This is a genomic window from Brevundimonas intermedia, from assembly GCF_027922165.1.
In the GTDB taxonomy this organism is placed as follows: Bacteria; Pseudomonadota; Alphaproteobacteria; order Caulobacterales; family Caulobacteraceae; genus Brevundimonas; species Brevundimonas intermedia.
The window spans coordinates 111773-137136 of the sequence record NZ_BSFD01000001.1; the positions used below are offsets into that span (position 1 = coordinate 111773).

Here is a 25364-nt window from a genome sequence, read left to right on the forward strand (position 1 = left end):
CGGGTTCAGATCAGGGCCGGTTCGCCGGCCCGATCCAGCGCCTTGGCGAAGACCGTGGGCAGAGCCGCCCGCGCCGCCTCGAGCCCCAGCCACTGATAGTCGCCCCCCGCCTTGACCCGCGCTGTCCGCACCGTCAGGGTCAGGCTGAAATGGGTGAAGACATGCTCGACCGCCCCCGCCTCGCGCCAGTCGCCGTCGACCGGCGGCGTCGCATCCGGCGAGGCGCTCCAGTCCGACGTCGGCAAGCCTAACATCCCGCCCAGCAACCCCTTGTCCGGCCGCCGCTCCAGCGCCACCTGTCCGTCGGGATCGATCATGACGAAGGCGAAACCCCGACGATGCGGACGCTCAGCCTTCTTGAGCTTTACCGGGAACCGCTCCGGCGCCCCGCTCGCCAGGCCCAGACACTGACCCGCCGCCGGGCACTGACCGCACAGCGGCGACTTGGGCCGACACACCGTCGCCCCCAGATCCATCAGCGCCTGCGCCCAGTCTCCGGGCCGCTCGTCCGTCACAAACAGACCCGCCAGCCGCTTCAGCTCGGGCCGGGCCGGTGGAACCGGGGTCTCGACCGCGAACAGCCGCGCCATGACCCGTTCGACATTGCCGTCCACCACATTGGCCGCGCGATCAAAGGCGATGGCCGCTACCGCCGCGGCCGTATAGGCGCCCACTCCCGGCAGGGCCAGCAAATCGGCCTCCGTATCCGGAAAAACCCCGCCATGCTCGCCCGCCACGGCCCGCGCACAGGCCAGCAGATTACGAGCCCGGGCGTAATATCCCAGCCCCGCCCAGGCGGCCATGACCTCCCCGTCCTCGGCCGCCGCCAGGTCCGAGACCGTCGGCCAGCGGGCGGTGAAGCTCTGGAAATAGGGCGTCGCATGCGGCGTCGTGGTCTGCTGCAGCATCACCTCCGACAGCCAGACTCGATAGGGCTCGGTCCGCCCCTCCGCCCCCGGCGGCGCGCGCCACGCCAGGCTGCGCGCATGCCGGTCGTACCAGGCCAGCAATTCGGAGCGGATCAGAGAGACGTCAGGCATGAGATGACGCTATATAGGCCCATGCGCCGCCCGCTGCCCACAGACGCCGAGGTCCGCGAGATCCTGTCGCGCCGCCGCACCCGCGCGGCGCCGCGCCCGGCGCCCCGCGCCGGCCAGGCCCTGACGCCCCTGATCAAGAAACTGGACGAGAAGTTCGGCCGCGGCGCCGGCGCGCTGGAGCCCCGCTGGCGCGAGATCGTCGGCGACCGTCTGGCCCGCGTCACCCGCCCCCAGAAACTGACCAAGGGCAAGGCCGGCCAGCCCGGCGTGCTGGAGCTGCGCGTCGCCGGCGCCGCCGCGCTTCTGGTCCAGCATCAGTCCGAAGACATACTGGCTCGCGTGAACCTGTTCCTCGGCGCGGGTTCGGTGGACCGCCTCCGCATCGCCCAGGGCCCGATCAAACCCTTGACCGAGGCCGCCGCCCGGCCCAAGCGCGCCGTCAAACCCCCGCCCCTGGCCGCCCAGGCCGAGGCCGATCTGACCGCCTCCATCGCCGACGCCCCCGACGAACTCCGCGCCGCCCTCGCCCGCCTGGGCCGCGCCACCCTGTCGCGTTCGAACGACCGCGATTGACAAATCTTCGCCGCGGAAACCTTCTTCGCCCCAGGCGAGGGAAATGGGCTGATGGATCGGCAGGGCAAGAATCGAAAGACCTATTGGTTCAGGGTTTTTGTCGGCTCATTCCTGGGCGCCGGACTGGGCTTTACCGTCGCAGCCATCCTCATCCCGCTCGACACGACCCTGATGGACAAGGCCCCCGCAGGCGTCATCTTCGCCCTCATCGTCTCGATCGGATCGACCCTTATCGATTTTACGCTCCATCGTGACAGGAAACGACCTAAGCGACCCGCGAGCAACGATCTTTGATCGCCGCGTACTTCGCGTTATCAGACAGTCGCGGCCCGGAAAAAGCCGCACCCAGTCTCGACTAATCTAGGGTTCCGTGGTTCCGAGAGAATCGCGCGATCATCCGGCAACGCTCCGACCAAGGAAGTCTCATGGCCAACTTCGAAACCCGCTTCGCCCGCATGAGCCGCCGTGCGGCCATCACCGGCGCCGCCATGGCGACCATGGCCCTGGCCGCTTGCGGCGGCGGCTCCAAGGGCGCGGCCGAGGGCGATATGGGCTTGGGCGCTCCGGAAGGCGCCAAGGTCACCGTGGTCGAATACGCCTCGGTCACCTGCCCCCACTGCGCCCTGTGGCAGAAGAACACCTGGCCGGCGTTCAAGGCCAAATACGTCGACACCAACAAGGTCCGCTACGTCTTCCGCGAACTGCCGACCCCGCCGGTCGACGCCGCCACCGCCGGCTTCCTGGTCGCCCGCTGCGCCGGCTCGGACAAGTATTTCGACGTCGTCCACCAGCTGATGGCCACCCAGCAGGAGATGCTGACCTCCTCGCCGCGCGACTGGCTGCTGCGCACGGCCCAGGCCGCCGGCATGTCCGAGCAACAGTTCAACGACTGCGTCACCGACAAGGACGCCGTCGCCGCCATGGAGAAGCGCGTCCAGGCCGCCCAGGCCCAGGGCGTGACCGGCACCCCGGCCTTCTATGTCAACGACACCCAGGTCATCACCCCGGGCGGCGAAGGCGCAAGCTTGGCCGACCTGTCCACGGCCATCGACGCCGAACTGGCGAAATAAGCCATGATCCGGCGCGCTGTCCTCACCTTCGCCCTCCTGACCGCCGCCCTGGCGGGGCCGGCCTTCGCCGCCGAGCCCCCGCCGCCCGTGACGGCCCAGGACCATGTGCTGGGTCGGGCCGACGCGCCGGTGACCGTGATCGAATACGCCAGCTTCACCTGCTCGCACTGCGCCGACTTCCACAACGAGGTCCTCCCGGCCTTCAAGGCCAAATACATCGACACGGGCAAGGTCCGGCTGGTGCATCGCAACCTGCCGACCGCCCCGGCCAATGTCGCCGCCGCCGCCGCCGCCGTGGCCATCTGCGCCGCGCCCGGCCGCTATTTCGACGTGGCCGAGGTCTTCATGCGCGACCAAGCCAATCTGCGGACCACCGGCGCCAAGCCCTGGTTCGACGCCGGCGTCGCCGCCAGCGGCAAGACGCGCGAACAGATCGAGACCTGCCTCAGCGACCCCGCCACCGGCGCGGCGCTTCAAGCTCAGATAGAAGGGGCGCAACAGGCAGGCGTGGCGGGCACGCCCAGCTTCTTCGTCAACGGCAAGCCCGTCGCCGAACACACGCTGGAGGCCCTGTCGGCCGCCGTCGATCCGCTGCTGCGCCGGTAAACGCCAGGACCGATGCAGTTTCAGCGCCTCCGGCTCGTCGGCTTCAAGTCGTTCGTCGATGCGGCGGAAGTGCATATCGAATCCGGCTTGACCGGCATCGTCGGCCCCAACGGCTGCGGCAAATCCAACGTCCTTGAAAGCCTGCGCTGGGTCATGGGCGCAAACTCCGCCAAGGCCATGCGCGGCCAGGGCATGGACGACGTCATCTTCGCCGGCGCCTCGGGCCGTCCTCCGCGCAGCCATGCCGAAGTCCAGCTGACCATCGACAACGCCCAGCGGCGCGCGCCCCAGCCCTTCACCGACAGTCCGGTGCTGGAGGTCTCGCGCCGCATCGACCGGGGCCAGGGCTCGACCTACCGGATCAATGGCAAAGAGGTCCGCGCCCGCGACGTCCAGCTGCTGTTCGCCGACGCCTCGACCGGCGCCAACTCCCCCGCCCTGGTGCGTCAGGGTCAGATCAGCGAACTGATCGCCGCCAAGCCCCAGAACCGCCGTCGCATCCTGGAAGAAGCAGGCGGCGTCGCCGGCCTGCACACCCGCCGTCACGAGGCCGAACTGCGCTTGAAGGCGGCCGAGACCAACCTCGAACGCCTCGACGACATCGGCCGCGAGCTAGAGACGGCGCTGAACCGGCTGAGGCGCGAGGCGCGCCAGGCCGAGAAATACAAAAAGATCTCCGCCGAGATCCGCGCCCTCCAGGCCGCCCTGCTCTACGCCCGCTGGAACGACGCCCAGCTCGCCGCCGAGGCTGCCGCTCAGGAGCTGCGCGACGCCGACCGCGCCGTGGCCGACACCACGACCGCAGCGGCCGCGGCCCAGACCGCCGCCCTCGCCGCCCAGGAAGCCCTGAAGCCGGCGCGGGAGGAAGACGCCGTCGCCTCGGCCCTGCTGCACCGCGCCAGCCTGGAGCGCGACCGCCTCGACATGGCCGAACAGGCCGCCCGCGCCGAGGTGGATCGCCTCAAGGCCGAGGCCGCCCGCATCGCCGCCGACGTCGAGCGCGAGACCAATATGGCCGCCGACGCCCGGCGCGAACTGGACCGGCTGGACCACGAACTGACCCGCCTCCAGGCCGAGATCGCCGCCGCCCCCGAACGCGGCCCCGAACTGGACAAGGCCCTGGCTGCCGCCGAGGAGGCCCGCAAGGCCGCCGACGCCGAAGTCGAACGCCTGGCCGGAACCCTGGCCGCCGTCGAGGCCCGCGCCAACGCCGAAGCCGCCCGCCGCCGCGACGCCGAGGCCCGCCTGTCCCGCGTCGTCGCACAGCGAGATCAGGCCCAGCGCGAACGCGAAGCCCTTGGGCCGCTGGAGACGCCCGAGCTTGAGACCGCCCGCCAAACGCTCGCGACGGCCCAGACCGAACTGACCGCCGCCCGCGAAGCCGTCGAGACGGCCGAAGCCAAACGCGGCGACCTGGCGCGCGCCGAGCAAGAGGCCCGCACCGCCGCCCGCGCCGCCGAGGATCGGCTGGGCCGGCTCCAGACCGAGGCGCGCGGCCTGGCCCAGCTGCTGGTCGGCGGCAAGCGCGACCATCCTCCCGCCCTCGACAAGGTCCGCGCCGACCGGGGCTATGAGGCCGCCCTCGCCGCCGCCCTGGGCGAAGACCTGGACGCGGCGCTGGACGCCCGCGCCGCCGCCTACTGGGCCGGCGCCGAGCCCCGCCCGCCGGTCTGGCCCGCCGGAGTCGAACCTCTGTCCGATCATGTCCAGGCCCCCGAACAACTCGCCGCCCGCCTGGCCCTGTGTGGCGTCGCCCCCCGCGCCCAGGCGGCCGACCTGGCCCGAACCCTGCCCGTCGGCGCCCGTCTGGCGACGCCCGAGGGCGACCTGTACCGCTGGGACGGCTTCGTCAGCCGCGCCGAAGCTCCCCGCCCCGCCGCCGTCCGCCTGGCCCAACGCACCCGGCTGGCCGAGCTGGAAGCCGAGATCGACAAGGGCAAGCCGGCGCTGGAGCAGGCGCAGGCCCAGCAGAAGGCCACGGCCGAGGCCTTCCGCGCGGCCGAGGAGGCGGTCAAGACCGCCCGCCTGAAGCCCTTCGCCCTCGACAAGGCCGTCACCGCCGGCCGCGACCGCGTCGAAAGCCTGATGCGCGACCAGACCCGCCGCGAGGCCCGCGCCCAGGCGTTGGACGAGGCTTTGGCCCGCTTGGCCGCCGAGGTGGCCGAAGCTGACGCCGCACTGGCCGCCGCCCAGACGGTCGAGGCGCCGTCTGAGACCTTGGCCGGTCTGCGGGACGATCTGTCCGCCGCCCGCTCCGCCGCCGACGCGGCTCGAATCGCCGCCCAGACCGCCCGGTCAGACCGCGACGCCGAGGCCCGCGACCGCCAGGGCCGCGAACAGCGCCTGGGCAGTCTGAGCCGCGCCCGCGACGGCTGGATCGCCCGATCCAAGGACAGCGGCGCCCGCGTCTCCGCCCTGGCCAAGGACGCCGAGCGCACCGCCGCCCAGCTGAAACAGGCCGAGGTGGCGCCCCAAGGCTTCGCCGAGCAGCGCAGCAAGCTGCTGGATGCACTGACCGCCGCCGAACAGCGCAAACAGGCCTCGTCCGACGCCATGGCCACCGCCGAGACCGCCGCGACCGAAGCTGACCGCACCGCTCGCGCCGCCGACGCCGCCGCATCCCAGGCCCGCGAAGCCCGCGCCGGTCTGGCCGCCCGCGCCGAGGCTGCAGCCGAGAAGCTGACCGAAGCCGAGGCGACCTTGCGCGAGACGGCGCAGATGTCGCCGGAGGATCTGGCCCGCAAACTGACCGACGAGGCCGTTGCCCGGCCGCCCGACGCCGCCGGGGCAGAGAGCCTGCTTTACGGGCTGGAGCGCGAGCGCGAGGCCCTGGGCGCCGTCAACCTGCGCGCCGAGGACGAGGCGACCGAATATGGCGACCGGCTGAACAGTATGAAGTCGGAACGGATCGACCTGACCCAGGCCATCGCCAAGCTGCGCGACGGCATCGACGAACTGAATGCCGAGGGCCGCGAGCGGCTGATCGCCGCCTTCGATGTGATCAACGCCAACTTCAAGGCCCTGTTCGAAGCCCTGTTCGACGGCGGCCAGGCCGAGCTGAAACTGGTCGAGAGCGACGATCCGCTGGAAGCCGGGCTCGAGATCTACGCCTGCCCGCCCGGCAAGCGGCTATCGGTCATGAGCCTGATGTCGGGCGGCGAACAGGCCCTGACGGCGGCGGCCCTGATCTTCGGCGTCTTCCTGGCCAACCCCGCCCCCGTCTGCGTGCTGGACGAGGTGGACGCCCCGCTGGACGACGCAAACGTGGACCGCTTCTGCCGGATGCTGCATGAGATGCGCAGGCGCACCGACACCCGATTCATCGTCATCACCCACAACCCGGTGACCATGAGCCGGATGGACCGGCTGTACGGGGTCACCATGCCCGAGCGGGGGATGAGCCAGTTGGTCAGCGTGGATCTGCACCAGGCGGAGAAACTGGTCGCATGATCGCCCTGCTGCTCGCGCTCGCCGACCCCCAACTGGTTGACACCGGCGTCGGCCGGTTCGCCGTCTATGCCGATGTGGCCTCCATCGAACGGGAGGGCGATACGGCCCGGATGCGCGAGCTTCAGGTGACCGAGGCGGGGTTCAAGGTCGGGGATGTGACCTATGTCGGCGGCTGGTCCCGCTGGGCCTTCGACTGTCGGGCGCACACGGCGGATCGGCTCGACTTCTCGTCCTTGAAGGAGGATGGGACGGAAGGCCCCGCGACGCCAGACCCCGCCCCGGCCTATGCGGCGGCGGCTGGCGGAGATGCGGTGGAACTGCTGGCTGTGGCGTGCGGGCATAGTCCTGCTCTCGCGCCAATCAGGCTGGACGAAGCAATCCGTCGGGGCCAAGCGGCGCTGTCGGACTGACGGGCTTGTCCTCCCCCTGCGGCCATTCCAGGCGGTCGCGCGGCAGGGCTTCGCGGCATTCGTCGCGCATGAAGGCCATCAGCTTCTCGCGGATCTCGCAGCGCAGGTCGAAGGCGACCGGGGCCGAGCGGGCGCTGGCCAGGCAGCGGACCTGAAGCACCCGTTCGGTGATGTCTGTCACCTGCATCACCTGGACATCGCCGTCCCACAGTTTCGAGCCCTTGACGATGCCCTCGAAGGCTTCGCGCAGCCGGTCGATCGGGGCTTCATAATCGACGTAGAAGAAGGCGGTGCCGATCAGGCGGGCGTTCTCGCGGGTCCAGTTCTGGAAGGGCGTCGTGATGAAATAGGACAGGGGCAGGACCATCCGCCGCCAGTCCCACAGCTTGACCACCACATAGGTGGCGGTGATCTCCTCGACATTGCCCCACTCGTTCTCGACGATGACGGCGTCGTCCAGGCGGATCGGCTGGGTCAGGGCGATCTGGATGCCGGCGACCATGTTCGTCAGGATCGGCTGCAAGGCCAGGCCGGCGATGATGCCCACCACCCCGGCCGAGGCCAGCAGGCTGACGCCCCACTGGCGGAAGCCGGCGATGGTCATCAGGGCCAGACCGACCGTGACGATGAACAACAGCACCTTGGCCACCCGCTGCAGAATGCGGGTCTGGGTCAGATGTTTGCGGGCCAGCAGATTGTCTTCGACGGCGATATTGTACCGCTTCAGGTGCATCACCGACCACATGTCCAGCAGGCCCGAGGCCAGCCAGCCCAGGGTCAGGACGAACAGGAACTGCAGGATGTTGCGGATGTCCTGGGACGGACCGGGGTCCATCGGCGAGACCGTCACGCCGATGCCGATGCCGATGATGATGATCAGGACCCGCAGCTTGACCCGCGCGCGTTCGACCGCCCCGCGCCAGAAGACGTCCTTGTTCTTCACGAGCCGGCGCAGAATGGCGAAGACGATCTTGTGCGTCAGCCAGCCTCCGCCGACGAAGACCAGCAGGACCAGACCGATGACCGCCCATTCGGGCAGCCAGTCGAACTGGCTCCACAGGGCGCGGATCTGTCGGGTGACGGCGATGATTTCGGGAGGCATGGGCTTCCTAACGCATCAGGTCCGTTGCGGTTGACCCTTTCCCGCCGTCGCCTCCACCAGATCGGCCAGGCGTTCGGCGGCGTCGGGTATGGCGACCGAGCGGGCCGCCGCCGACATGGACGACAGGCGGGCGGGGTCCGACAGCAGGGCGTCCAGGGTCGCGGTCAGGCCCTGAACCGTCAGGTCGTCTTCCAGCACCATCTCCGCCGCCCCGGCGTCGACCAGCGCCTTGGCGTTCAGGCGCTGGTGGTCGTCCATGGCGATCTTCAGCGGGATCAGCACCGACGGCAGGGCCGCGACCGCCAGTTCGGCGCAGGTCGAGGCGCCGGAACGGCCGACGATCAGATGCGCCTTGGACAGGCGTTCGGCCATGTCGCGGAAGAAGGGCGCGACCTCGGCCTCGATCCCGGCTTCCAGATAGATCTGGCGGGCGGTCTCCAACGTCTCGGGCCGCGACTGCTGCTGCACCTTCAGGCGACGGCGCAGGGCCTCGGGCAGAGCCGCCAGGGCGCGAGGCGTGGTCTCGGACAGGATGCGGGCGCCCTGGCTGCCGCCGGTCACCAGGACATGGATCGGACCGCCCTCGACCGGAGCGGCATAGGGGCGGTCGAACAGGGTGCGGATCTCGGCGCGCACGGGCGAGCCGACTACGTGCGACCGGCCCTGCACCTTGGCCGGCGCCCGCTCCAGCGTCGGGAAGGACGAGGCGACCTCGCCGACATAGGGGGCCAGGATGCGGTTGGTGCGGCCCAGGACCGCGTTCTGCTCATGGATGACGGTCGGGCGTTGCGACGTCACCGCCGCCACCAGGGCCGGGGCCGACGGATAGCCGCCGAAGCCGACGACTACGTCCGCACCCAGCCGGTCGAAAGCCTCGCGCGCCTGCATCACCCCCTTGAAGATGGCGACGCCCGCCTTGACCAGACCCAGCGGCCCGGAGCCGGTCGCCGCATCCAGGGCCAGCCGTTCCTCTGCCGGGAAGGCGTGGGCGTATTGCTCGCCGCGATGATCGGTCGCCAGCACCACGCGCCAGCCGCGCGCGGCCAGTTCCCGCGCCAGGGCCTCGGCCGGGAACATGTGTCCGCCGGTTCCACCGGCGGCGACGACGCAGAGTTTGGACATCAGGGGCGGTCTCCGAAAGGCTGTGTCTGCATAGTCTCAATTGGCCGCAGGGACACGGGGGGCGTGGCACGAAAACAGGGTGACAAAGCGCCAAAGCGCCAAAAGCGCCACGTACGATCTGCACTCATTAAAGCCACGCCTTTTATCCTCATCCTCCGAAGGCGACAGGATGGCACGATTGTCGGGGGTGGTAGGCAGAAGAGGAGTCGGCGTGGTCAGCGCCTTGATAAAGCTGACATTTGCGATGCAGATTGTGCGCGTTCGCACTCCCCCTCTTTCGTCATCCTTCGGCAAGCCGCGCCTTCGCGGCGCAGACCGGGGGACCCAGCGGCGCCGAAGGCGATGCGTACGCCGCTCGATGTTTGGCCCCTCGTCTGCAACAGGTTCGCGCTCGCGCCCGCCGCTGGGTTCCGGGTCTCCGCTGCGCTTCGCCCGGAATGACGAAAGAAGAGAAAGCGCGTTACAGCAACCGCCGCCCCGGCCGCGCCAGGCTGGCGCCCGGCTCATACGCCCCCGGCCGACGACGCGTCAGGGCCAGGGCGAAGCCCATGGTCAGGCCCATGGCCAGCATGGACGAACCGCCGTAACTGATGAAGGGCAGGGTCATGCCCTTGGTCGGGATCAGGTTCAGGTTCACCGCCACATTGATACAGGCCTGAAGCCCGATCAGCATGAACAGACCCGCCGCCGCCGTCTGCTCGAACGGGTCGGTCAGCTTCATGGCCCGGCGCATGCCGCGCACCACGATGAAGGCGTACAGGCCGATCATGGTCAGGCTGAGCACCAGGCCGAACTCCTCGGCGCCGACCGAATAGATGAAGTCGGTGTGCAGATCGGGGACGTGACGTTTCATCACCCCCTCGCCCACGCCGCGTCCGACCAGGCCGCCGGCGCGAATGGCTTCCGAGGCGGCGTCGATCTGATGGGTGTCGGTGGTCTCGGGCGAGAAGAAGCGGCTGAGGCGGTCGCGCATGTGGCCGAAGACGAAATAGAGCGACACCAGACCCGCCATGCCGGCGCTGGCCAGGACCGCCATCCATTTGAACGGCACCCCGGCCATGAAGAAGACGGCCATGAAGGTGGTGGTGATCAGCAGGGTCTGACCGATGTCCGGCTGGATCAGCAGCAGGCATACGGTCAGGGCGTAGAAGCCGAAGGCGATGGTGACGCCGGGCACCCCCTGCCCCTTCTGCGCCTCGGCGAACATCCAGGCGGCGAAGACGATCAGGCCGGGCTTGGCGAACTCGGACGGTTGCAGGCTGAAGGGGCCGAAATTGACCCAGCGCGCGGCGCCCTTCACCGTGTCGCCGATAAACGGCAGGGCCATCATCACGAGGATGGCGCCGAAGAGGGCCAGGACGGCGATGCGGCGCACCCCGCGCGGCGACAGCAGCGAACTGGTCAGCATCAGGGTCAGGCCCAGGCCCGAGAAGACCATCATCCGCCAGGAATAGTGGAAGGGGTCGGTGATGGATTCATCGGCCAGGATGGCGGCCGGGCTGGAGGCGAAACTCAGCGCCACGCCCAGCCCCATCAGCGCCAGGGCCGCGCCGAGCAGGCCGCGATCCACGGTCCAGAACCACTGGGCGACCGGGCTCTGGTCGTTGCGGGAGAAGGCGGGGGTGTAGGAGGCGCTCATCGGGCTGTCTCCGGGGTTGCGCCGAGAGCCAGCACGACGGCGCGGAACGCCTCGCCCCGCACCTCGAAGTCGGGGTACTGGTCGAAACTGGCGCAGGCGGGCGACAGTAGCACGATCTGGTCGCCGCCCGCAGCCTGGGCGTCGGCGGCGGCTGCGGCGACGGCGGCGTCCATGGTCTTTGAGATGACGTGGGGGGTCTCGCGCAAGGTCGTGGCGAACGACTCTGCGGCGTCTCCGATCAGATAGGCCTTGGCCACGCGCGGGAAGAGGTCGGTCAGGTCGTCGATGCCGCCGTCTTTGGGCTTGCCGCCCGCGATCCAGAAGACGGCGGGGTAGGAGGCCAGGGCCTGACGCGCGGCGTCGGCGTTGGTGGCCTTGGAGTCATTGATGAAGCGGACCGGGCCGATATGGCCGACGGCCTCCATGCGGTGGGCCAGGCCGGGGAAGGTCAGCAGGCCTTTGACGGCGGCGTCATGCGACACGCCCAGGGCGCGGGCGGCGGCATAGGCGAAGGCGGCGTTCTGGGCGTTATGGCGGCCGGGGAGAGAGCGGGCGGCGGAGAGGTCGGCGATCAACGCCCCATCACGGAATATCTGCCCGGCTCGCGCCACATAGCCTTCTCCCCTTGCGGGAGAAGGTGGGCCCGAAGGGCTCGGAAGAGGGGTTGGTTCAGCCTCGACGACGGAGGACGGCAAGCGCTGGAGCGACCCCTCATCCGTCTCGCTTCGCGAGCCACCTTCTCCCGCAAGGGGAGAAGGAAGGGTGGAGATGCGGGTGATGGCGCGGCGGCCGTCGGAGAGCGTTTCCACGACCTCCTGCCCCCAGTCTTCGTCCACTCCGACCAGGGCCACGGCTTCCGGTCCCTGGGCGGCGAAGATCCGCCGCTTCGCCGCGACATAGCCCTCCATCCCGCCATGCCGGTCCAGGTGGTCGGGCGAGACATTGGTCAGGATCGCCACGTCCGGCGCGAAGCCGGTCGTCAGATCGAGCTGATAGCTGGAGACCTCGATCACATAGACGGCGCCCGGCGTCGGCTCCGGCAGGGCCAGGACGCCGATGCCGATATTGCCGCCGACATAGACGGTCAGGCCCGCCTGTTGCAGCACCCAGCCGATCAGGGCGGTCGTCGTGGACTTGCCGTTGGTGCCGGTGATCGCCACCACCTTCGGCCGCTGCCCCTGCGGCAGGACGGCGATGGCTCGGGCGAACAGTTCGATGTCGCCGACGACCGGCACGCCGGCCTCGCGCGCCTTGTCCACGGTCCAGTGCGGTTTGGGATGGGTCAGGGGGGCGCCGGGCGACAGGACCAGGGCGGCGAAGCCGGACCAGTCGGCGGTCGTCAGATCCTCGACGACGAAGCCCTCGGCCTGGGCTTGAAGCCGGCCCGAGACGCCGTCGTCCCACAGGACAGGGATCGCGCCCCCGGCCTTCAGCGCGCGCGCGGCCGTGATCCCCGACCGTCCCAGGCCGAAGACCGCGACCCGCCTGCCCTCATAGCCGGGAACGGGGATCATTTCCGCCCCCCGTCATCCTCGGGCTCGACCCGAGGATCGGAGGATCCGCCGCTGGTGCGAACGTCTAGGCGCACAGTCCGCCCGGCGCCCGATCCTCGGGTCAAGCCCGAGGATGACGAAGCTCGGGTCAAGCCCGAGGATGACGAAGGATGGGGGAGCCGGCTCACCGCAGCTTCAGCGTCGACAGGCCGATCAGGGCCAGGGCGCCGGCGATGATCCAGAAGCGGATGACGACGGTCGATTCCGGCCAGCCCATCTTCTCGAAATGGTGGTGGATCGGGGCCATCAGGAAGATGCGCTTCTTGGTCAGCTTGTAATAGCCGACCTGGATCATGACCGAGGCGGCCTCCATCACGAACAGGCCGCCGACGATGCCCAGCACCAGTTCGTGCTTGGTGGTGACCGCGATGGCGCCCAGGGCGCCGCCGAGGGCCAGCGACCCGGTGTCGCCCATGAAAATCTTGGCGGGAGGGGCGTTGTACCAGAGGAAGCCCGCGCCCCCGCCGATCATGGCGGCGCAGAAGATGGCCAGTTCACCGGCGCCGGGCACATGGTGGACCTGCAGATACTGGGCGAAGACGAAGTTGCCGGCCAGGTAGGAGATCACCCCGAACGCCCCCGCCGCCATCATCACCGGCACGGTCGCCAGCCCGTCCAGACCGTCGGTCAGGTTCACGGCGTTGGAGAAGCCGACGATGGTGAAGGCGGCGAAGGCCACATAGAACCAGCCGATGTTCAGCAGCACGGCCTTGAAGAAGGGGAAGGCGATCGAGGTCTCAAGCCCCGGCGAGGTCGGCGAGGCCGTCATCCACAGCACGGTCAGCACCCCGGCGATCACCGCCACCACCGTCTGGGCCAGCAGTTTCTGTTTCGAGGTCAGGCCGGCCGAGGTCTGTTTCGTCACCTTGGCGTAGTCGTCGATGAAGCCCAGCACCCCGAAGGCCGCCGTCACGCCCGAGACGATCCAGATATAGGGGTTGGTCAGGTCGCCCCACAGGAAGACCGCCACGCCGATGCCGGCCAGGATCATCAGCCCGCCCATGGTGGGGGTGCCGACCTTGGACAGGTGGGAGACCGGGCCGTCGTCGCGGATCGGCTGGCCCTTGCCCTGTTTGGCGCGGATCCAGTTGATGAAGCGGCTGCCCATGGCCGCCGCGACGATGGCCGCCGTGGCCAGGGCCAGGGCGGTGCGGACGGTCTGATACTGGATCAGGTTCAGCAGCGGGTACTGATGCGCGACGTCGGCGTAATAGAGATACAGAAGATAGAACATGCGGGGGTCTCTATCGGGTCGCGGGCGGCGTGTCAGGGCTTGAAGGGGCGGTTTGCAGCTCGGCCAGGGCCTTGGCGACCAGGGACGCCTTGGATCCGTTCGAGCCCTTGACCATGACGATATCGCCGGCCGCCGCCAGCATGGACGCCTCGGCGGCGAGTTCGGCGGCGGTTTCGCGCCACAGGCCGCGCCGCGAGGCCGGCAGGGCCTCGTACAGATGACGCATCTCGGGGCCCGCCGCGTGGACCAGATCCAGACCGGCGGCCTCGATCGGCTGGGCCAGGCCTTCGTGCAGGGCGCGGCTCTGGTCACCCAGCTCCAGCATGTCGGTCAGGACCACGATCCGGCGGCCGGTCGTGGGGCGGGCGCCCAGGCTCTTGAACCCGGCGGTCATCGACAGGGGGTTGGCGTTGTAGCTCTCGTCGATCAGGGTGAAGCCGCCGCCGGGGATGGCGACGGTGCGGGTCTGGCCCCGGCCCGCGAGAGGCTGGAACTCGGCCAGGGCCTGAAGCCCCGTGTCCAGTTCGACGTCGAGGGCGTCCAGCATCAAGAGGACGCACAGGCTGTTCAGCCCCCAGTGGGCGCCGGATTGGGCCAGGCGGTACTCCAGCGGCTGGCCGAACAGTTCGGCGGCGACGGTCGCCCCTTCGGCGTCCGGGCGGAAATCCAGCAGGCGGGCGTCATGGCCCGGGTCGGTCCCGAAGGTGACCAGTCGCGCCCCAACCGCCCTGGCCGCGTCGCACAACAGGCCGGAGAAGGCCACGTCGCCGTTCGCGACCGCCGTCCCGCCAGGGACGAGCCCCTGGAAGATGGCGGCCTTCTCGCGCGCCACGCCCGCCTCGCCGTCGGCGAAGGCTTCGATGTGGACCGGGCCGACAGTAGTGACGCAGGCCGCGTGGGGGGCGACGAACTTCGACAGGGGAGCGATCTCGCCCGGAGCGTTCATGCCGATCTCGAACACGGCGCGCCGGGTCTCGACCGGCATGCGGGCCAGGGTCAGGGGCACGCCGATATGGTTGTTGTAGCTCTTGATCGAGGCATGGGCGGGCCCGGCCAGATCGAGGCCGGCCTTGACGGCCTGGGTCACGCTGGTCTTGCCGACGCTGCCGGTGACGGCGCCGCGCTTGATATGAGGCGCGCGCTCGCGCGCGGCGACACCCAGGGCTTCCAGCCCGTGCAGGGTGTCCGGCACGACCACATGGGCGCCGCCCTCGACCGTGTGTTCGACCAGGGCGGTCGCGGCGCCGGCGGCGAAGGCGGAGGCGGCGAACTCGTGCCCGTCGCGCGCGCCCTTCAGCGCCAGGAACAGGTCGCCGGGGACGATCTCGCGGCTGTTGTAGGTCAGGCCGGTGATCGGGCGGTCGTCGCCGTGCAGCACGCCGCCCGTGGCGGCGGCGACTTCGGCGGCCGTCCAGAGCGGGCGGGCGGATGGATCAGGCATTCAGCGACAGGGCCTCGGACGCAACGGTGGCGTCGTCGAACGGGTGGGTGACGCCGCCGACGATCTGACCCTGTTCATGCCCTTTTCCGGCGATGACCACCACATCCCCGTCGCGCATCATTTCGATGGCCGCCTCGATGGCCGCGCGGCGGTCGCCGATCTCGACACCTTCGGGGCAGCCCGCGCGGACCTGTGCGCGGATCGAGGCGGGGTCTTCGCTGCGAGGATTGTCGTCGGTGACGATGGCGACGTCAGCCAGACGGCCCGCGATCTCGCCCATCAAGGGCCGCTTGCCGCGATCCCGGTCGCCGCCGGCGCCGAAGACCACGATCAGACGGCCGGTCGCGTGGGGCCGCAGGGCTGTCAACACCGTCTCCAGCCCGTCGGGCGTATGGGCGTAATCGACATAGACTTCGCCGCCTCGCGTTTCGGCACCGCCGATCCGTTGCAGGCGGCCTTGCGCACCGGTCAGGCCTTCCAGAGCGCCGATCACCTCATCAGGCCGGTCGCCGGCCGCGATGCACAGGCCCGCCGCCACCAGGGCGTTCGAGGCCTGGAAGGCGCCGGCCAGGGGCAGCAGGATGTCGCGCACCTCGCCGCGCACGTCCAGGGTCAGGCGCTGCCCCTCCGGCGTCGCCTGACGGCCGATCAGCGTCAGGTCGCGCCCCCGCTCGCCCACACCCATCACGCCCAGTCCGGCCATAATCGAGGCGGCGGCGAAGGCGGAATAGGCGTCGGAATCGGCGTTCAGCACCGCCGTCCGCCCGCGCGGCAGCAGGGCCTCGAACAGACGCAGCTTGGCGGCGCGATAGTCCTCCATCGTGCCGTGATAATCGAGATGGTCCTGGGTCAGGTTGGTGAAGGCCGCCGCTTTCAGCGCCACGCCGTCCAGACGCCGCTGGTCGATGCCGTGGGACGAGGCCTCGACCGCCACATGGGTCACGTCCTTGGCGGCCAGCTCGGCCATCAGGCGGGCGGCCTCGGCGGCGTCGGGGCTGGTCAGGCCGGGGCCGGTCAGGGCGTAGGTCTTGTCGCCCTTCTGGCCGACGACGCCCAGGGTGCCCATGCTGGCCGACTTGTGCCCCAGGCCAGCCCAGATCTGGCGGCAGAAGGCGGCGACCGAGGTCTTGCCGTTGGTGCCCGTCACCGCCACGCAGGTCTTGGGCTGGACGCCGTAGAAGCCGCGCGCCGCAATGGCGTAGGCCCGGCGCACGTCGCCCGACGTCACCAGCACCGGCGCGGCGCTGTCCGGCGTATCGGTCGGTGCCAGAACGGCGGCCGCCCCCTGGGCCAGGGCCTGGGGAATGAAGGCGCGGCCATCCGCCGCCGTGCCCGGCAGGGCGACGAACAGGGCGCCCGGGGCGACCTTGCGGCTGTCGGAGGTCACGCCGGTGATGATCGGGTCGGACGCCAGGTCGCGGCGCAGCAGATCGGACAGGTGAAGCGCGCTCACAGGCCGTCCCCCTGCACGTCCTGGTATTGCGCGACCTTCTCGCCCGTGGCCGTGCGCCAGCGGTCGGCGCGGCGCTCGACGCCCAGGAAGCCGGCGATCCGGTCGGCGATGTTGCGCACGGCGGGCGCGGCCACATAGGCGCCGGTCTTGGGATAGGTCCCCGGCTCGTCCATCAGAACGAAGACGGCGTAGCGTTTGCCGTTGAGGGGCCCGTCCACCGGGAAGACGGCGGCGAAGGACCCCAGCGCATGGCTGGGATCATAGCGGCCGTTGACCAGCTTGTTGGCCGAGCCCGTCTTGCCGCCCACCCGCAGGCCCGGCGCATCGGCGAAACCGCCCGAGCCCCGGACCACATTGGCGCGCATGAGTTCCAGAACGGCGCGCGAGGTCTCCTCGGTGACGATCTGCTGGGGTTTGGCGCCCCGCGCGCCGCCGCGACGCAACGACAGGGGCACCATCCGCCCGCCGTTGGTCAGGGCGCCCATGGCCTGAACCATCTGCGCCGGGGTGATCATGATGCCATAGCCGAACGACAGGGAGGCCAGGGTCGAGTTGTCCCAGCGACGCGGCAGGACCGGGCGCGCGGATTCCTTCAGCTCGATCCCGGCGGCGTCCAGCAGGCCCAGACGGCGGAAATAGTCGCGCATCGTGTCCGGCCCCATCTGCACCGCCAGCTGGGAGGTGCCGATGTTGGACGAGTGGAGGTAGACCTCCTCCAGCGTCATGATCCGGTTCTGGGCGTGGAAGTCCTTGATCTTGCGATCGCCGATCTGGAAGGCTTCGGAGGCGTCGAACAGGGTGCTCATGTCGGCCCGGCCGGTGTCGAGCCCGGCGGCGACGGTGAAGGTCTTGAACACCGACCCCATCTCATAGTGGCCCGAGACGGCGCGGTTCAGGGTCGCGCCTTCCGGCGCGGCGCGGCGGTCGGCCTGGGTGAAGTTGGGCCAGCTGGCCATGCCCAGAACCTCGCCGGTCTGGACGTCGGTGACGATGGCGACCGCGCCCTTGGCCTGATGCTGGATCGCGGCGGCGGCCAGCTCGTTCTCAACCACGCCCTGGATCCGCAGGTCGATGGACAGGGGGAAGCTTTCGCCCCGCTGGCCCGCCGCGCGGATCTCGTCGTTGAAGGCCAGTTCGGCGCCGGCGGTCCCCTGCCCGCCCGTGTCGGCGTCGCCGATCAGGTGCACAGCCGAGGTTCCCAGCGGATAGGCGCGGCGATCCTCGGGCTCGAAGGTCACGCCGCCCAGAGCCAGGTCGTGAACCGCCGCCTTTTCCTGAGGCGTCAGCCCGGTCAGGACGATCAGGCGCCGATCCCCGTCCAGCACCTTGTGCAGCCGCGCCGCAGGCAGGCGCGGCAGGGCGCGGCGCAACTGACGGAAGGCCAGGTCGCGATCCCAGATCTCGGCCGGGTCCAGATAGAGGCCATAGTGAACGATGTTGGTCGCCAGCAGCTCGCCGTTGCGATCGGTCAGGTCGCCGCGCACCAGCGCGTTCGGATTGACGCCGGCCCAGCGACCGCCCGCCTCGCCGAACAGGGCCTTGTAGGAGGCGCCGATGGCGAGGCCGGCGAAGACGCAGGAAAAGACGATCAGGATCAGGAAGATGCGAACGCGAGTGTCTTCTTCCGGCCGGGCGTCGGCGCGGGCTCGCTCGAACCCATGCTCCAGACGCCAGACCAGTTCCGACAACCCTCGCCAAAAGGGCGAGAGCCGCCCCTGCAGGTCCACGCCCGGCGCGGGCCGGTGATAGCGGTGATCCTGGACGCTCATCGTTGCGCTCCCGGCGCGGCGACGACGACATCCGCCGGAGCGGCTTCGACGACAGGCGCAGCCCCAGAAGCGGCCTGAGGCGCGGGCTGGGCCGCCGATCGGGGCGCCGCCTTCAGCTGGGGAAGCTGGGCCTCCTGGGCCTGACGATGGACCTCGACCGGGGCCAGGCCGATCTGACGCGACAGGTTCTCCAGTCGCGCCGGCTGCTCCAGACGGGCGACCTCGGCGCGCAGCAGGCGGACCCGCTGGCCGTTTTCGCGAATGTCCTGTTCCAGCTGGGCGATGCGGCTGCTTTCGCGCGCCGCCGCCGCCTTGGCCGCATAGACCGAGACGATCATCACCGCGACCAGGGCCACGCCGATGATCTCGATCCAGCGGACGCCGCGGACCTTCCAGTCGAACAACCGCTGCAGGGCGTTGCGCGAATAGTCGAAGAAGGGCGCCGTGGTCATGCCGCAGCCCTCCCCGACGTCGAGGCCCAGGCCGGCGCCTCGGTGCGGACCGCGGCGCGCAGCTTGGCCGAGCGCGCGCGCGGATTGATCGACCGTTCATCGTCGCCCGCCTCGCGCGCGCCCTTGAACTGAAGGGTGAAACTGGGCTTGCGCGGATCGATCGCGATCGGGGCGTGGCGCGATCCGGCCGGAGCGTTGCCGGTCCGCTCGGTTAGGAAGTTCTTGACGATCCGGTCTTCCAGCGAATGGAAGGTGACGACCGCCAGACGGCCGCCCGGCGCCAGGCTCGCTTCGGCCGCCTCCAGCCCGCGCTCCAGCTCGCCCAGCTCGTCGTTCACCGCGATGCGCAGGGCCTGAAACACGCGTGTCGCCGGATGGATGGGCGCGCCGCGACGCCCGCCCAGCGCCTTTTCGACCACCTCGGCCAGATCCAGGGTGCGGGTGAACGGCCGTTCGACCCGGCGGCGCAGGATGGCGGTGGCGACGCGGCCCGACTGGCGTTCTTCGCCGTACAGTTTGAAGATGTGGGCCAGGGGACCGTGGTCCCAGCCGTTGACGAGATCGGCGGCTGTGTCGCCTTCATCAGACATCCGCATGTCCAGCGGCCCGTCGCGCATGAAGGAAAAGCCGCGCTCGGCCTGATCCAGTTGCATCGACGAAACGCCGATGTCGAAGACGGCGCCGTCCAGCTTGGCCTTGCCGCTTTCGGCGAAGGCGCCCGCCAGACCCGAGAAGGGCGTGCGGATCAGTTGGAACTGACGAGGGAAGTCCTTGGCGACCGCATCGGCGTGCGGCTGAACCGTCGGATCGCGATCCAGGCCGATGACCTGGGCGCCGGTCGCGAGGATAGCGCGGGTGTAGCCGCCTGCGCCGAAGGTGGCGTCGATCACGACATCGCCGGGACCGGGGCTCAACGCCTCGATCACCTCGGCCAACAGGACGGGAGCGTGGGGTGCATTGTGGGGGGCGTCGGTCACGATCCGCCCCCCGCCAGCTTCATCTGCGCCGCCAGCTTCAGGGCGCCGATCTGGGCCATGCCGGCCTTGGCCAGGGCGCGTTGCTCGGCGCGACGGGCCGCCCATTTCTCGCGCGACCAGATCTGGAACCGGTCGTTCAGCCCGACGATGACGACCGTGTCTTCCAGCCCCGCCTCGGCGCACAGGCCTTCCGGCAGGGTGATGCGGCCGCCGGAATCATAGGCCAGGCGCACCTGCTCGCCCATCACCTGCCACTCCAGCGCCGAACGCTCTTCGGAACCGAACGGCAGGGACTCGATCATCTCGGCATAGACGGCGAACAGGCGGTCGCCGCCTGCTTCCAGACAGTCCGCTTCGATGGAGGGAAAGATGAACACGCCGCCGGCGGCGCCATTTTCGGCCGTGCGGAAATCGTTAGGGATCAGGAGACGGCGCTTGCCGTCCAATTGTTTCTCGTAGGTCGAGAGAAACACGCCCTGTCCATCGAGCCCTTCGGCCCGCCCCTAGATGCCCTGACGAACGCCCGACGCGCCCGCCTCTCAGCCCCAAATCATGGGAATGGGATAGCATGGGATGAAATGGGTCTCAATGGGATGGGTAACGATACTTAACCATGTCTTGACGTGTGACGGGCTAATCACGACCCGCACAGCAGAACATACATAGAACACAGCAAGTATTCACAGCCTGTGTGTGAACGTGGGTGGAAGATCTGGACAAGGGATTAACGGCCATCGCCGCTCAGGGCCGTAGAGAACGACGGAAGACGGGGATAAGCCGCAGCGTCGGCGGAAGTGGTAGGCCCGGAGGGACTCGAACCCCCAACCAGACCGTTATGAGCGGTCGGCTCTAACCATTGAGCTACAGGCCCCCAGGACGTGCGACCAAGGCGCGGCGCGGCGGGAGGAACCGCCTAGCAGGCGCGGATGCGGCTTGCCAAGAGGCGCGGTCTCAGACGGCATGTTTCAGCGAATTCACAAAGATGAACGGAAACCGACATGGAAGCGCGGGCGTTGGTTCAGGCATAAAAGGCCAAGGTTGCGGCCATGGATCGACGAACCCGTCGGTCGGGATCGTTCTACGGAGACTACCCCCCATGAAAAGCGCGTTCAAATCCCTGATGCTGGGCAGCGCCCTGACGGCGGCGGTCGCCCTGAGCGCGACGGCGCCGGCGATGGCCCAGACCGCCCAGCCGGTGCAGATGATGCAGCCCGCACCGTCGCTGAACCTGTCGGCTCATGGCGAGGTCAAGGCCGCGCCGGACATGGCCACCATCAGCTTCGGCGTCCAGACCGAGGCCCCCACGGCCCAGCAGGCCATGCGCGACAATGCGAGCCGGATGACCGAGGTCATGGCCGCCCTGCGCCGCGCCGGGATTGCCGAGCGCGACGTCCAGACCTCGGGCCTGAACCTGTCGGCGCAATATGACTATGTGCAGAACGAACCGCCCAAGCTGCGCGGCTATCAGGCCGTGAACCGGGTGACGGTGGTCATCAACGACCTGACCAAGGTCGGGACCACCGCCGACGCCGTGGTCGCCGCCGGGGTCAACCAGATCGACGGCATCAGCTTCGGCCTGAAGGATCCGACCGCAGCCGAGAACCAGGCGCGCCAGATGGCGGTGCGGGCTCTGCAGGCCAAGGCTCAGCTGTACGCCCAGGCGCTGAACGTTCAGCTCTCGGGCATCCGCAACCTGAGCGAAGGCGGCGGCTATTCGCCCGAGCCCCAACCGATCTTCGCCGTCCGCGCCATGGCGATGCGCGAGGACGCCAGCACACCGGTCGCCGCCGGTGAGCTGACGATCCGGATCGACATCACCGGCGTCTACGACATCGCCCGCTGATCACTCGATCTCGAAGGTGACGAGAACACGCGCCTCCGTCCGCACGGGCGGGGGCGCGACGTCGAGAGACACGGTCGGACGGACACGCGCGCCGGTGACCACGACCTCGTCCACCCTGTGCATGGCCAGAAGCTCTGCGGGCGGGTATTGCCCTGCGGAAGGATCCTGAAGCCGGACGAGCCGCACAATCCTCTGATCGGAAGCCGTAGCTAGCGCCTGAGCCTGACGCCGGGCGTCCTCGAAGGCGGCGCGCTGGGCGAGAATTTCCTGCTGCGAAACATCGGCGAGGGTGAAGGCCTGAACGCTGGCATTCCGAGCCCCTCGTTCCGAAATGAGGGACAAGGCGTCGCCCGCCCGTGCGATCGGAGATGCTTCCAACGTCAGCGACATGGACGCCACATAGCCGACTATGGGGCAATCGTCGGTATCACGATCATATCCGGACCCGCCGCAGGACGGGCTGAAGGTGGGCCTAAGCGCGGGCGAGCCGGTTGTGAAGGACACCTTGTCCAACCCTTCAAGCTTTGCGACGTCCGAGACCTTTGATTGGGCGTCGGCCAAGGCCCGCAGAGCAAGCACCTGGGATGCGCCGCGCCCCTCGATCTCGGCCGAGACCGTGAACCGGTCAGGCGGGGTCTCCGTATGACCCCGGCCGATTACCGTAATCGACGCCTGCACCGAACGCTCTTGCGCCAGCGCAGGTCCTGACGCGGCTAGCGCAAAAGCCGCGACGGCGGCGGTGCAATATCGGATCATGGTCGGCGTCCTCCCCTATTTCGATGAGGAAAGAACGCCGCCAAGGTTGCGTCAAGCGGAGATCAGGCCGCGCGCTTGATCTCGTTGTTGTCGTCCAGCAGCACGACGTTCGGCGTCCACTGGCGGGCTTCTTCTTGCGGCAGTTGGCCGTAGGTGACGACGATCACCTTGTCGTTCTTCTGGACCAGGCGGGCGGCGGCGCCGTTGACGCCGATGACCTTCGAGCCGCGCGGGGCCTCGATGGCGTAGGTGGTGAAACGGGCGCCGTTGGTGATGTTCAGCACATCGACCTGTTCGTGCGGAAAGATGCCCGCCGCGTCCAGCAGGTCCATGTCGATGGCGATCGACCCCTCGTAGTCGAGGTCGGCCTGGGTCACCGTGGCGCGGTGCAGCTTGGACTTCATCAGGGTGACCAGCATGGGCGCGGTCTCCGAAACATGACACGGGGCGATAGGCCCCCGCTCGCAGGCGGCTCATATAGGGATTTAAGAGGTCCGCATCAATCGTGTCGCGGCGCCGCAACATGCCGGAACCGAGGCGATGCGACGCGCGGGCGTTGCGGGACGTTCATTTGACGGTGACCGTTCCCGCTCTATGGTGAAGCCGAGCCATTTCGGCCCTTGCGAGCGCGCCTTCTCCCATGAAGCAATTCTTCTTGACGGTTCTGGGTGTCTTCACCGGACTGATCCTGTTCGTCGTCGTCATTCCGGTCGTGCTGCTGACCGTGGCCATCGCCGGCGCCTCCAAGCCCACGACGCCCGCGACAATGGTGCTGGAACTGGACCTGCGGGACGGCGTCACCGACCAACCGTCGAGCAATCCGTTCGCCGCCTTCAGCGGCTCGGGCCTGTCGGTGCTTCAGGTCGTGGACGGTCTGGCCCAGGCTGAGGCGGACAACAGCGTCAAGGCCGTGCTGATCCGCCTGCCGGAAAGCGGCATGACCCCGGCGACGGCCGACGAACTGCGCCAGGCGATCCGCCGCTTCCGCGCCTCGGGCAAGCCGGTCATTGCCCACAGCCAGGGCTTCGCCCCGGCCGGCGCGGTGATGTCGACCTATATGGTCGGGGCCTCCGCTTCTGAACTGTGGATGCAGAACACCGCCGGCTTCCAGGCCACCGGCTTCTCGGCCGACAGCCTGTTCCTGGGCCGGGCGTTCGAGAAGTACGGGGTGCGCGCCGATTTCGAGCAGCGTTACGAGTACAAGAACGCCGTCAACGAATACACCCAGAGCGACTATACCCCCGCGCACCGCGAGGCCATGACGGCCTGGATGACCTCGCTGTATGACAGCGCCCTGGCCAACGCCGCCCAGGACCGCAAGACCACCCCGGCTGCCCTGAAGACCGTGATCGAGGCCGGCCCCTATTCGGCCGATCAGGCCCTGTCGAACAAGCTGATCGACAAGATCGGCCAGGCCGAGGAGGCCGAGGCCGAAATCAAGCGTCGCGCCGGCAAGGGCGCCGAGATCGTCGAATTCTCCCAATATGTCTCCGACAAGGGCGAGCGCACCGGGTCGGGCCGCAACGCCATCGCCATCGTCGGCGGCGAAGGCGCGATCGTGACCGGACGCAGCGACGGCGGCGGCTTCGGCGGCGGCTCGTCGATCCACTCGGACGACACGGCCGAGGCCATCTATGACGCCATCGAGGACAAGGCCGTGAAGGCCATCGTCTTCCGCGTCTCTTCGCCGGGCGGATCGCCGGAAGCCTCGGAACAGATCCTGGCCGCCGTGCGCGCGGCCAAGGCCGCCGGCAAGCCAGTGGTGATCTCCATGGGGTCTTACGCCGCCTCGGGCGGCTACTGGATCAGTTCGGAGGCCGACTGGATCGTGGCCCAGCCCTCGACCCTGACCGGCTCCATCGGCGTGTTCGGCGGCAAGTTCGTGATCGCCGACGCCCTGGGCCGGTTCGGCGTGGACATGCGTGAACTGACCGTGGGCGGCCAGTACGCCGACGCCTTCTCGCCGACCCAGTCCTTCACCCCGGAACAGCGCGCCGCCTTCGCCGGCTCGATGGATCGGATCTACGACGACTTCATCACGCGCGTGGCGACGGGCCGCAAATTGGCGCCGGCGCGGGTGCGCGAGATCGCCAAGGGCCGCGTCTGGACCGGTGCCCAGGCCCTGCCCCTGGGCCTGGTCGACCAGTTGGGCGGCCTAACCGAGGCGGTGGCCAAGGCCAAGGCCTTGGCCAAGATCCCGGCCGGCGAGTCCGTCCGCTTCAAGCATTTCCCCAAGCAGAAGTCGCCGTGGGAAGCCCTGTCCGAGATGTTCGGGGTCCAGAGCGAGGCGGCCCAGGCCTTGGTCATGCTGGGCGGCGTCATGGCCGATCCGCAGGCCCAGGCGGTCATGCGCCGCATCGAGGGCGAGCGGATGCGCAGCGAGGGCGCGGTGGTCCTGGCCGACCAGCCGATGTTCTGAGGGCGGGCGTGACGATCCATCGCACACAGGCGTGAGGGGGCGATCCATTGACCGCAGGGCCCAATGGACCGACATTGAACCAAAGGCGTTCCTCGGGACGCCTGAAAGGATGACCCATGTTCCAGCCTGAACGTCTCGCCACACTGGGCTTCGCCGCCCGCCGCCGGCCCAACGGCCTGGTGGCCTCGGTGATGTGGATCGCCGGTCTGATCGCCGCCGTCGCCGCCCTGGCCGTCGGCGCGGTCCTGGCCGTCTTCACCGCCGCAGCGGTCGCGGTGATCGCCCTGTTCGCCGGGGTTCTGGTCTTTCTGGCCGGGCTGGCCATGCGGGCGCGTCGCAACCTGGCGCCGCGTCGTCGCGCCGGGGATCCCGACGTGATCGAGGCGCACAAGGTGGACGGCACCTGGGTCGCCTACGGCTGGGAGCGCCACGGCCGCTGAGGCCGAGCGCTCGAC

23 protein-coding genes and 1 tRNA gene are annotated in these 25364 nt (G+C 69.3%); 9 read left to right on the forward strand and 15 right to left on the reverse strand.

Going from position 1 to position 25364, the window contains the following annotated elements; all coding sequences use genetic code 11:
* Positions 1-5: 5 nt before the first annotated feature.
* Positions 6-1040, reverse strand: coding sequence for an A/G-specific adenine glycosylase (gene mutY / locus PKE72_RS00555; protein WP_271163528.1), 1035 nt, complete (start codon positions 1038-1040; stop codon positions 6-8).
* A gap of 21 nt (positions 1041-1061) precedes the next feature.
* On the opposite strand from mutY, the gene PKE72_RS00560 reads away from it, so the two are divergent.
* The 6 genes from PKE72_RS00560 to PKE72_RS00585 all read left to right on the forward strand — a co-directional run bounded on the left by PKE72_RS00560 (position 1062) and on the right by PKE72_RS00585 (position 7149).
* On the forward strand, positions 1062-1613 hold the full coding sequence (locus PKE72_RS00560; RefSeq protein WP_271163529.1) for a DUF721 domain-containing protein: 552 nt from the start codon (positions 1062-1064) through the stop codon (positions 1611-1613).
* A gap of 51 nt (positions 1614-1664) precedes the next feature.
* Positions 1665-1907 (forward strand): hypothetical protein, encoded by a 243-nt coding sequence (locus tag PKE72_RS00565; protein WP_271163530.1) that lies wholly within the window; start codon positions 1665-1667, stop codon positions 1905-1907.
* 131 nt (positions 1908-2038) lie between these two features.
* Positions 2039-2683: a DsbA family protein gene (locus tag PKE72_RS00570; RefSeq protein ID WP_271163531.1), complete on the forward strand. Its 645-nt coding sequence runs from the start codon at positions 2039-2041 to the stop codon at positions 2681-2683.
* A 3-nt stretch (positions 2684-2686) separates the two neighbouring features.
* Complete coding sequence (locus tag PKE72_RS00575) at positions 2687-3289, forward strand: thioredoxin domain-containing protein (protein ID WP_271163532.1); 603 nt, start codon at positions 2687-2689, stop codon at positions 3287-3289.
* A 12-nt stretch (positions 3290-3301) separates the two neighbouring features.
* Positions 3302-6739: an AAA family ATPase gene (locus tag PKE72_RS00580; RefSeq protein ID WP_271163533.1), complete on the forward strand. Its 3438-nt coding sequence runs from the start codon at positions 3302-3304 to the stop codon at positions 6737-6739.
* Positions 6736-7149 (forward strand): surface-adhesin E family protein, encoded by a 414-nt coding sequence (locus PKE72_RS00585; protein WP_271163534.1) that lies wholly within the window; start codon positions 6736-6738, stop codon positions 7147-7149. Before PKE72_RS00580 ends, PKE72_RS00585 begins: the two co-directional genes overlap by 4 nt.
* On the opposite strand, the gene PKE72_RS00590 is transcribed toward PKE72_RS00585, so the two are convergent.
* The 12 genes from PKE72_RS00590 to PKE72_RS00645 all read right to left on the reverse strand — a co-directional run bounded on the left by PKE72_RS00590 (position 7100) and on the right by PKE72_RS00645 (position 20762).
* A complete protein-coding gene (locus tag PKE72_RS00590; protein WP_271163535.1) occupies positions 7100-8251 on the reverse strand; it encodes a mechanosensitive ion channel family protein in 1152 nt (383 codons plus the stop codon). The two genes, PKE72_RS00585 and PKE72_RS00590, sit on opposite strands and share 50 nt — an antisense overlap.
* A 15-nt stretch (positions 8252-8266) precedes the next feature.
* Positions 8267-9373, reverse strand: a complete 1107-nt coding sequence (gene murG / locus PKE72_RS00595; protein ID WP_271163536.1) for an undecaprenyldiphospho-muramoylpentapeptide beta-N-acetylglucosaminyltransferase — start codon at positions 9371-9373, stop codon at positions 8267-8269.
* Positions 9374-9833: 460 nt separating this feature from the next.
* Complete coding sequence (locus tag PKE72_RS00600; protein WP_271163537.1) at positions 9834-11012, reverse strand: FtsW/RodA/SpoVE family cell cycle protein; 1179 nt, start codon at positions 11010-11012, stop codon at positions 9834-9836.
* Positions 11009-12526, reverse strand: a complete 1518-nt coding sequence (locus PKE72_RS00605) for a Mur ligase family protein (RefSeq protein WP_271163538.1) — start codon at positions 12524-12526, stop codon at positions 11009-11011. The genes PKE72_RS00600 and PKE72_RS00605 overlap by 4 nt, the downstream gene beginning before the upstream one ends.
* A 163-nt stretch (positions 12527-12689) precedes the next feature.
* Complete coding sequence (mraY, locus tag PKE72_RS00610) at positions 12690-13799, reverse strand: phospho-N-acetylmuramoyl-pentapeptide-transferase (RefSeq protein ID WP_271163539.1); 1110 nt, start codon at positions 13797-13799, stop codon at positions 12690-12692.
* Between the two features lie 10 nt (positions 13800-13809).
* A complete protein-coding gene (locus tag PKE72_RS00615; protein WP_271163540.1) occupies positions 13810-15240 on the reverse strand; it encodes a UDP-N-acetylmuramoyl-tripeptide--D-alanyl-D-alanine ligase in 1431 nt (476 codons plus the stop codon).
* The gene (locus PKE72_RS00620; protein WP_271163541.1) at positions 15233-16693 is read right to left on the reverse strand and encodes a UDP-N-acetylmuramoyl-L-alanyl-D-glutamate--2,6-diaminopimelate ligase; all 1461 of its coding nucleotides are present in this window, start codon (positions 16691-16693) and stop codon (positions 15233-15235) included. Before PKE72_RS00620 ends, PKE72_RS00615 begins: the two co-directional genes overlap by 8 nt.
* On the reverse strand, positions 16690-18462 hold the full coding sequence (locus PKE72_RS00625) for a peptidoglycan D,D-transpeptidase FtsI family protein (RefSeq protein ID WP_271163542.1): 1773 nt from the start codon (positions 18460-18462) through the stop codon (positions 16690-16692). Before PKE72_RS00625 ends, PKE72_RS00620 begins: the two co-directional genes overlap by 4 nt.
* Positions 18459-18914 (reverse strand): cell division protein FtsL, encoded by a 456-nt coding sequence (gene ftsL / locus PKE72_RS00630; protein ID WP_271163543.1) that lies wholly within the window; start codon positions 18912-18914, stop codon positions 18459-18461. The genes PKE72_RS00625 and ftsL overlap by 4 nt, the downstream gene beginning before the upstream one ends.
* A complete protein-coding gene (gene rsmH, locus PKE72_RS00635) occupies positions 18911-19891 on the reverse strand; it encodes a 16S rRNA (cytosine(1402)-N(4))-methyltransferase RsmH (RefSeq protein ID WP_271163544.1) in 981 nt (326 codons plus the stop codon). Before rsmH ends, ftsL begins: the two co-directional genes overlap by 4 nt.
* Entirely contained in the window at positions 19888-20364 is a 477-nt protein-coding gene (locus tag PKE72_RS17550; RefSeq protein WP_271163545.1) for a division/cell wall cluster transcriptional repressor MraZ, read from the reverse strand. Before PKE72_RS17550 ends, rsmH begins: the two co-directional genes overlap by 4 nt.
* A gap of 322 nt (positions 20365-20686) precedes the next feature.
* Positions 20687-20762: transfer RNA gene (locus PKE72_RS00645), tRNA-Ile, on the reverse strand.
* A 225-nt stretch (positions 20763-20987) separates the two neighbouring features.
* Here PKE72_RS00645 and PKE72_RS00650 point away from each other — a divergent pair.
* Positions 20988-21734, forward strand: a complete 747-nt coding sequence (locus PKE72_RS00650; RefSeq protein WP_271163546.1) for an SIMPL domain-containing protein — start codon at positions 20988-20990, stop codon at positions 21732-21734.
* Here PKE72_RS00650 and PKE72_RS00655 read toward each other — a convergent pair whose 3' ends face one another.
* Together PKE72_RS00655 and panD are read right to left on the reverse strand one after the other, a co-directional pair.
* Positions 21735-22490, reverse strand: coding sequence for an SIMPL domain-containing protein (locus PKE72_RS00655; protein WP_271163547.1), 756 nt, complete (start codon positions 22488-22490; stop codon positions 21735-21737). It abuts the gene before it with no gap.
* A 62-nt stretch (positions 22491-22552) separates the two neighbouring features.
* Positions 22553-22909, reverse strand: coding sequence for an aspartate 1-decarboxylase (gene panD, locus PKE72_RS00660; protein ID WP_267515709.1), 357 nt, complete (start codon positions 22907-22909; stop codon positions 22553-22555).
* A 221-nt stretch (positions 22910-23130) separates the two neighbouring features.
* Here panD and sppA point away from each other — a divergent pair, with 221 nt between their 5' ends.
* Both sppA and PKE72_RS00670 read left to right on the forward strand, forming a co-directional pair.
* Positions 23131-24909: a signal peptide peptidase SppA gene (sppA, locus tag PKE72_RS00665; RefSeq protein ID WP_271163548.1), complete on the forward strand. Its 1779-nt coding sequence runs from the start codon at positions 23131-23133 to the stop codon at positions 24907-24909.
* 116 nt (positions 24910-25025) lie between these two features.
* A complete protein-coding gene (locus PKE72_RS00670) occupies positions 25026-25349 on the forward strand; it encodes a hypothetical protein (protein ID WP_271163549.1) in 324 nt (107 codons plus the stop codon).
* The last annotated feature ends 15 nt before the right edge of the window (positions 25350-25364 follow it).